Raw genomic sequence first — 7,747 nt, 5'->3', positions numbered from 1 at the left:
GCGTGATTTTGGGATTGGTTTTGGTGATGGGGCTTATTGGGGGATTGGTGGCGTGGATAGGGCGGCATGAAAAAAGAGGCGGGGTGGGTACATGAGTACGTCGTGGCGTACATTGCCTCATGCGTGATGAACTCCTGGCTGTATTGCCGCTCGACAAGTACGACGCCGGGAAAGTTGAGCGCCTGAGGGAAATTGGCTATCCCGGGATTGAACCACTCCTGCCGGCACTTCTTGAGTGGCTGCGAGATGGCAACTGGCCGATTGCCCGGAACCTTTCTCCCTTTCTGGCGGGTATTGGGCTGCCTCTTGTGCCTCACATTCGCACAGTTCTTTCGACTTCAGACGGTCTATGGAAGTACTGGGTGCTTGCTACTGTGGTTGCCGTGTCAACGCAATTGCGTGATGCACTTCGTCCTGAACTTGAGCGCATCGCACACAGTCCGACCCATGACGAATGGTCCGAGGAGGTCGACTTATACGCGCAGGAGCTTTTGGCGGTGGGAGAATGAATTGCGCCATGCGTATCTTTGTCAACCTCGTTGCTTACTCGAGTGAATCATCTCCCTGACCCGCGGATAAATCTGCTGATTCCATTTGCGTCCGCTGAACACGCCGTAATGCCCCACGCCCGTCTGCACATGGTGCGTCTTCATGTAAGGCCGTATGCCGGTGCACAGGTCTTGCGCCGCCACCGTCTGCCCGACTGAGCAGATGTCGTCGCGCTCGCCCTCTACCGTCATCAGCGCGGTGCGGCGGATCGCGCCGGGTTTCACGAGGCGGCCGCGGTAGCTGAGCTTGCCCAGCGGGAGGTCGTAGGTCTGGAACACCTTCTCCACCGTCTCCAGGTAGAACTCGGCGGGCAGGTCGTTGACGGCCAGGTACTCGTCGTAGAACACGCGGATGACATTGGCCTTTTCCACGTCGCCATCGAGCAGGTGCTGGTACATGTCCTGGAAGGATTTTTTGTGCCGGTCCAGGTTCATGCTCAGGAAGGCGCTGAGTTGCACAAAGCCCGGGTAGACGCGCCGCATATAGCCCGCGTGCGGCAGCGGCACGTGGCTGATCAGGTTTTTCTCGAACCACTCAATCGGCTTGCTGGTGGCCAGCGTGTTGACGCCGGTCGGGTTCACACGGCAGTCCACCGGCCCGGCCATCAGGGTCAGGCTGCGCGGCTGGGCCGGGTCATCGTCTTCGGCCATGACGGCCGCGGCCGCCAGCGCCGCCACGCAGGGCTGGCACACCGCCACCACATGGGTGCCGGGGCCTATGGCCTGGGTGAAGCGGATCATGTGGTCGATATAGTCGTCCAGCGCGAAGGGCCCGTGGCGCAGGGCGACGTCGCGCGCGTTGTGCCAGTCGGTGATGTAGACGTCGTGGTCCTGCAGCAGCGTGCGCACGGTCTCGCGCAGCAGCGTCGCGAAGTGGCCCGACAGCGGGGCCACCAGCAGCACCGGCGGCTGGTAAGGCAGATTGGCCGGCAGCTCTTTTTTAAAGCGCAGCAGGGTGCCGAAGGGCATGCTGAGCACGGCCTCCTCGGTCACGGCAAGTTCGCGCTCACCCACGTTCACCGAACTGATGCCGTAAGCCGGGCGTGAATGCGTCAGGCGCAGCCGCGAAAACACTTCCATGGACGCCGACAGCTTACGCAGCAGGCTACCTTCGGTTTTGCCCAACCAGAGGGCCGCGCTGCCGCCCTGCGCCAGCAAGCGAAGCGGGGACAGCAGGTCGGACTGGAGCTGGTAGGCCTGGTAAAGCATGGGTTTCCTGGCTTGGTTCGGGCTTGTGGCCCAGGTAGCCTGGCATGCAGGCAAGTTACGGGCCAGTCGCCCCCGCCCGCCGGCGCGTTGGCACAGGCCTTGCGGAGTGTTGCCGGCCCCGGGCAGTGGGGGCCAACTTTGCGGTTCAAGGAGCAATCTCATGGCCAAGGCAGTCCTGACGATCAGCAGCAAAAACTACGGCGCCTGGGCGCTGCGCGGCTGGCTGCTGGCGAAGTTTGCCGGGCTGGAATTCACCGAAAAAGTGATCCCGCCTGACGATCCGGCCATGAAGGCGGAGATGCTGCTGCTCTCGTCCAGCATGCTGGTGCCCTCGCTGCAGCACAACGGCGTCAAGGTCTGGGACACGCTGGCGATTGCCGAATACCTCAATGAAATCAAGCCCAAGGCGCAGCTGCTGCCGGCGGACGTCAAGCTGCGGGCGCACTGCCGCGCGGTCTGCGGCGAAATGCATTCGGGCTTTGCCTCGCTGCGCGCCGCGCTGCCCATGAACATCAAGGCCCATTTCCCGAACTTCAAGGTCTGGTCCCGCGCGCAGGCCGACATAGACCGGGTGCTGGAGATATGGAAGGAGTGCCTGGGCGCCTACGGCGGCCCCTATCTGTTCGGCAAGCAGCTGTCGGTGGCCGACGCCATGTATGCGCCCGTGGTCACGCGGTTTTTGACTTACGACGTGGCGCTGGACAAGGCTTGCACGGCGTATTGCAAGCGCATCATGGAGTTGCCGGCGATGAAGGAGTGGGTGGCCGAGGCCAAGAAGGAGCCCGACGACATTGATGAACTCGACGCGGAGTTTTGAACACCCCCGTCCAGGCTCACTGCGTGTAGCCTGTTCCCCCCTTGCAGGGGCGGCGCCTGGGGTCGGCGCAGCCGAACCCTCGGCCCCCACTGGTACGGCATACGCCCTGAATCTTCAACCCAGCATGAGCCGTGGAACCGGCTTTGCCGGGCCACAGGCGGGCGGCCCCCTCGGGGGGCAGGGAGCTACACGCAGTGAGCGACCGTGGGGGCCTTTATTTCCAGGGGGTTGGTGGCGGGATGTCGCAGACCGGGTCGACGTCAATCGACTTGAAATCCGCCGGCCCGACGATTTCCAGGTATTCCATGTCGGGTGAGTAGTCGAACAGAAAGTGTTTGATTCCCGGGCGCTGGTGCACCACGTCGCCGGCCTCGACCAGGGTTTCCTTGTCTTCGTACATAAAGCGGGCCCAGCCCTTGACCATGATGACAATCTGGAAATCCGCCTCATGACGGTGCCAGCCCGTGCCCGTTTCCGGTGCCATGTTCGCCTTGACAAGGTGCGCGATCACCTTGCCGTTGGTGGCGTCGGCAATGCCGAGGTCGCGATATAGAAAGAAGTCGCGCAAACCGCCGGAGACAAACTGCGTGTCGCCGGGCTTGACGTGGGAAAACTTGGTCGCGCTGCGGTCCAGCATGGGGTGCTCCTGTTCCATCAAGACATCCAACTCGGGATTGGTGCGGTGCAGCAAGCATGAAGTGTTCCAGACCGGGGTGCGGCCTGCGCCACAACTGTGGCTGAAAAAAGCAGGCGGTAAAGATGGTGGCCTGACGTAAAGCTATAGTCCAGCAAAAGGCAACTTTCCACACATGCGACTCAAGAGGCAAGGGGACCTGTTGCAGGTTTTGCGGCATACATTACGTTAGATTTTGAGAAAGACTATGCGAACTGTTGGGGCTGTTTCGATTTCGGATGAAGCGTATTTCGCTGGCTGCTTTGTTTGTCCGAATTGTGGTGAAGGCAAATTCGGCTCGACTCAACATCCGGATGGAGTATTAGTTCGTTCATGTCACGGGTGGAAAAACAGTGAAACTCCTTGCTCCTTCAAGTGGCCAAGCTCGGACGATCATAAATACTTCTATCTTCCGCTGTCGTTTGTCATGGATCGCAATGCAAAAATCTAACCTTCACGTCAATTGGACACTCAAGCCGCTTCGCGCCTTGGGTGCCAGTTACGATCCACGTTAGGCCCCTACCAGGGAGGAGACCATGCTTCGTAGCTACAAGAAGGCCGGAAACATTTCGCTAGGTATTGCTGCAGTTTGTGCAGCAGCAATCGTGGTGCTCGGGAAAAATTCAACGAGCGGGAACGTGTGGGGACCCGGGGGAGCGCCACCAGTTCTCATGTACGCCACAGCTCTGAGCGTCGTAGTCATGTTCTGGGCGTACGCCAAGGCCAAAGGCCATTCAGGCTGGCTCGGGGCGCTACTGCCACTCCTCAGTGTCGTGGGGCTGGTGGTCTTGCTGAGGCTTACCGACAGGCACCCGCAGACGGAAGTCCCGAGCTCAAAGGAAGCGGTAGCCAAGGTCTGGGCCACCTACACCCTTGTTGCGGTTGGGCTCGGCGCAATGGCGTATGTCTTCTTCGTCATCAAGAGCAACGGGGTTTAATCCCTCCATCGATCGGACGTCCTCCCGCAGGCTTCGCCTGCCTACGGCCGCCGCTCATCTCCAATGTTAGAAACCCAGTACTGCCCCTATTCCCGGATCTGCCCAGACCTTGCGTAGCCAAGAGCCCGGCCCGCTCTATTGGTAACCCCTCAGCTCCCTCTGGGATAATCCCCCCATGAGCGGAAATACCCTAGGAACCCTATTCGCAGTCACCAATTTCGGTGAATCCCACGGCCCGGCCATTGGCTGCGTGATTGACGGCTGCCCGCCGGGCATGGAATTGAGCGAGGCCGACATCCAGGCCGACCTGGATCGCCGCCGCCCCGGCACCAGCCGCCATGTGACGCAGCGCAACGAGCCCGACGCCGTCGAGATCCTCTCCGGCGTCTACCAGGGCAGGACCACCGGCACGCCGATCTGCCTGCTGATCCGCAACACCGACCAGCGCAGCAAGGACTACAGCAACATTCTGGAAACTTTCCGTCCCGGCCACGCCGACTACAGCTACCTGCACAAATACGGCCTGCGCGACCCGCGCGGCGGCGGACGATCCTCGGCGCGGCTGACGGCGCCCACGGTGGCGGCCGGTGCCGTCGCCAAAAAATGGCTGGCCGAAAAATACGGCACGGTGTTTCGCGGCTGCATGACGCAGGTCGGCGATGAAGTCATCCCCTTTGAGTCCTGGGAGCATGTGCCGAACAACCCCTTCTTTGCGCCGGTGGCCGACGTAGCTAAGCTGGAGAACTATATGGATTCGCTGCGCAAGGCCGGCGACTCCTGCGGCGCGCGCATACGCGTGACGGCCTCGGGCGTGCCCGTGGGCCTGGGCGAGCCGCTGTATGACAAGCTGGACGCCGACATCGCCTTTGCCATGATGGGCATCAATGCGGTCAAGGGTGTGGAAATCGGCGCGGGTTTTGCCAGCGTCACGCAGCGCGGCACCACGCACGGCGATTCGCTGACGCCCGAAGGCTTTCTGTCCAACAACGCTGGCGGCGTGCTGGGCGGCATCAGCACCGGCCAGGACCTGGAAGTTTCGATCGCGATCAAACCCACCAGCTCCATCATCACGCCGCGCCAGTCCATAGACACGGCCGGCAACCCGGCCGAAGTGGTGACCAAGGGCCGCCACGACCCCTGCGTGGGCATACGCGCCACGCCGATTGCCGAAGCGCTGCTGGCACTGGTGGTGATGGAGCATGCGCTGCGCCAACGGGCGCAGAACGCCGATGTTGTTGTCGCTACTCCCAACATCAGCCGGGCAAAACAGAGCTAGCCTTTTTAAGGCTCGGGTGGCGCAGAGCGAAACGGGTTAAAGCCCGTGATCAGCGCGGTGGCCGACAGCACGAGAATGCAGCCGGGCAGCATGCTGGCCGTGACCGGCTCCCCGAGAAACAAACCGCCCCAGGTCACGCCGAACAGCGGGATCATGAAGGCCGCCGAGGTGGTGGCGCTGGCCGGGATCTCGCGCATCAGCCGCATGCTGATCCAGTACATAAACCCCGAGGTCAGCGTACCCAGCACCGTAACCGCCGCCACCGCGCCGGGCGTCAGGACGGCCGCAGGCGCGGCAATGCCGCCCGGCACGATCAGGATCAGCGCCCCGGTGACATGTACTACCGCCGATGAAGGCAGCGGCGAATAGGCCATGGTCGCGCGTTTCATCTGGATGGCGCCAAAACCGTAGCTGGCCGAAGCCACCACACAAGCCAGCGCCGCCAGAATCACCGTGGGTGTCACCGCCACAGGCCCCAGCTGTACCAGCAGCGCCACGCCCGCAAAACCGACAGCGCAACCCAGGAGGCGCACCCGCGTGAGCTTCTCTTCCCCAGCCAGCGCAGCCGCCATCACGCCGAAAAGCGGCGCCGTGGCATTGAGCACCGCCGAGTAACCCGAAGGAATGATCAGCGCCGCCCAGTTGAACAGCACAAACGGAATCACCACCGACAACAGGCCCACCAGCGTCAGCTGCGGCCAGGCCCTGCGCGGCGGCCAGCGGTCGCGCAGCGTGCTCATCAGCAGGCTGAGCACAATGGCCGCCAAAGTGCATCGGGCGGCCGCCACCACCCACGGCCCCAGGGCCGGGCTGGCAATACGCAAAAGGGGAAATGAGGCGCCCCAGAGGGCGGACATCGCGATGAGCTGGAGGAAGTGTCGGGTTTGCATGAAATGCCGCGCGGGCGGCAACAAAAGCGGCATTGAGAAAAGTGGCTTGCTTGATTGTGCAAGATTCGGCCCGACGCTGCAGCGGACCCAAGGCCTGGCCGGGGTGAAGGCGCGGATTTTTCCTACACCGGGGGCGCTTCGGCTCGCTCCAAATGGACGTTTTCACCCATCCCACTTTTCTTGAGGAAACACCATGCCCAAAACCACCAAGCCTTCTTCGTCGTCCTCTGCGCGTCCTGCTGCACGCGGCGAGGCCGTCGTCGCCAAGCAGCAAAAAATCCAGCGTGAACAGGACAGCAAAGACCAGGCCAAGCGCACGGAGCGTGAAGCCTCTGCGGGCAAGATGAAAAAAGCCGTGCAAGCCGGCGCGCAGGATTATCCCGAGCCGCCCCTGCCCAGGCAGCACCTGCGCAAGCCCGGCCTGGAGGCCGAGATGGAACTCAAGCCGCAGTTCATGGCCCCGGGCTATAAAGGAAGCGGCAAGCTCGAAGGCCTGACCGCGCTGGTCACCGGCGCGGATTCGGGCATAGGCCGCGCTGTGGCCGTGCTGTTCGCGCGCGAGGGCGCCGACGTCGCTGTGGCCTATCTCAGCTCAGACCAGGACGCGAAAGAGACCCAGCGCTGCGTGGAAGCCGAGGGCCGGCGCTGCCTGCTGATCGCGGGCGACGTCAAGGACGCGGCCTTCTGCCGCGACGCGGTCAAGAAAACCGTGAAGTCGCTCGGCAAGCTCGACATCCTCGTCAACAACGCCGCCTTCCAGGAACATGCCGAGTCGATCGAGGACCTGACGGAAGAGCGCTTTGACGAAACCCTGCGCACCAATGTGTACGGCTACTTCCACATGGCCAAAGCTGCGGTTCCTCATCTGAAGAAGGGCTCCTGCATCATCAACACCGGCTCGGTCACCGGACTGGAGGGCAGCGCCAAACTGCTCGACTATTCGGCCACCAAAGGCGCGATCCACGCCTTCACCAAGGCGCTGGCCAGCAACCTGATCGACAAGGGCATACGCGTGAATGCCATCGCGCCCGGCCCGGTCTGGACCCCGCTGAATCCGGCCGATTCACCGGCCGACATGGTCCAGGACTTCGGCAAGAAGACCGACATGCGGCGGCCGGCGCAACCCGAGGAACTGTCACCGGCTTATGTATTCCTGGCATCACCGGTGTGTTCCAGCTATATCACCGGGATTGTTTTGCCTGTCACTGGCAGTGTTGGGGCAGGGTGATCTTTTTGCTCCTCCGGGGGGGGGCCGGGTCTTGCTCCGGCGGTGCGCTCTTCCTCTTTCCTCTGCTGAGAGCGGGGGGGGGGGGGGGGTGCCCCCCCCCCCCCCCCCCAAAAAATGGAAAAAGCCCGGCAAAAAAACCCCCCCCCCCCCCCCCCCCAGGGAAAAAAA

The 7,747-nt window shown here is 62.5% G+C and carries 8 protein-coding genes; 5 read left to right on the top strand and 3 right to left on the bottom strand.

Annotated features, from left to right (window positions below; translation table 11 throughout):
- The first annotated feature begins 119 nt into the window (after window positions 1-119).
- A complete protein-coding gene (locus tag ACEN8I_RS24030) occupies window positions 120-509 on the top strand; it encodes a DUF5071 domain-containing protein (RefSeq protein ID WP_413331172.1) in 390 nt (129 codons plus the stop codon).
- A gap of 21 nt (window positions 510-530) precedes the next feature.
- Here the strand turns inward: ACEN8I_RS24030 and ACEN8I_RS24025 are convergent, their stop codons facing one another.
- Window positions 531-1,757, bottom strand: a complete 1,227-nt coding sequence (locus tag ACEN8I_RS24025) for a polyhydroxyalkanoate depolymerase (RefSeq protein WP_413331171.1) — start codon at window positions 1,755-1,757, stop codon at window positions 531-533.
- Between the two features lie 160 nt (window positions 1,758-1,917).
- Here ACEN8I_RS24025 and ACEN8I_RS24020 point away from each other — a divergent pair, with 160 nt between their 5' ends.
- Entirely contained in the window at window positions 1,918-2,574 is a 657-nt protein-coding gene (locus tag ACEN8I_RS24020) for a glutathione S-transferase (RefSeq protein ID WP_413331170.1), read from the top strand.
- 214 nt (window positions 2,575-2,788) lie between these two features.
- On the opposite strand, the gene ACEN8I_RS24015 is transcribed toward ACEN8I_RS24020, so the two are convergent.
- Window positions 2,789-3,211 carry a cupin domain-containing protein gene (locus tag ACEN8I_RS24015; protein WP_413331169.1) on the bottom strand — a complete coding sequence of 141 codons (423 nt, stop codon included), beginning with the start codon at window positions 3,209-3,211 and terminating at the stop codon, window positions 2,789-2,791.
- A 572-nt stretch (window positions 3,212-3,783) separates the two neighbouring features.
- On the opposite strand from ACEN8I_RS24015, the gene ACEN8I_RS24010 reads away from it, so the two are divergent.
- Both ACEN8I_RS24010 and aroC read left to right on the top strand, forming a co-directional pair.
- The gene (locus tag ACEN8I_RS24010) at window positions 3,784-4,185 is read left to right on the top strand and encodes a hypothetical protein (protein WP_413331168.1); all 402 of its coding nucleotides are present in this window, start codon (window positions 3,784-3,786) and stop codon (window positions 4,183-4,185) included.
- Between the two features lie 175 nt (window positions 4,186-4,360).
- Window positions 4,361-5,461, top strand: a complete 1,101-nt coding sequence (aroC, locus tag ACEN8I_RS24005; protein WP_413331167.1) for a chorismate synthase — start codon at window positions 4,361-4,363, stop codon at window positions 5,459-5,461.
- A gap of 5 nt (window positions 5,462-5,466) precedes the next feature.
- Here the strand turns inward: aroC and ACEN8I_RS24000 are convergent, their stop codons facing one another.
- Window positions 5,467-6,351, bottom strand: a complete 885-nt coding sequence (locus ACEN8I_RS24000) for a DMT family transporter (protein ID WP_413331166.1) — start codon at window positions 6,349-6,351, stop codon at window positions 5,467-5,469.
- A gap of 193 nt (window positions 6,352-6,544) precedes the next feature.
- Here ACEN8I_RS24000 and ACEN8I_RS23995 point away from each other — a divergent pair, with 193 nt between their 5' ends.
- Window positions 6,545-7,579: an SDR family oxidoreductase gene (locus ACEN8I_RS23995; protein WP_413331165.1), complete on the top strand. Its 1,035-nt coding sequence runs from the start codon at window positions 6,545-6,547 to the stop codon at window positions 7,577-7,579.
- Window positions 7,580-7,747 lie beyond the last annotated feature (168 nt).

Origin of the sequence: Polaromonas sp. CT11-55, from assembly GCF_047303325.1 — a bacterium.
Taxonomy (GTDB): Bacteria; Pseudomonadota; Gammaproteobacteria; order Burkholderiales; family Burkholderiaceae_C; genus Polaromonas.
The sequence above is the reverse complement of the archived record's forward strand: the minus strand, read 5'-3'. Positions and strand labels throughout refer to the sequence as shown.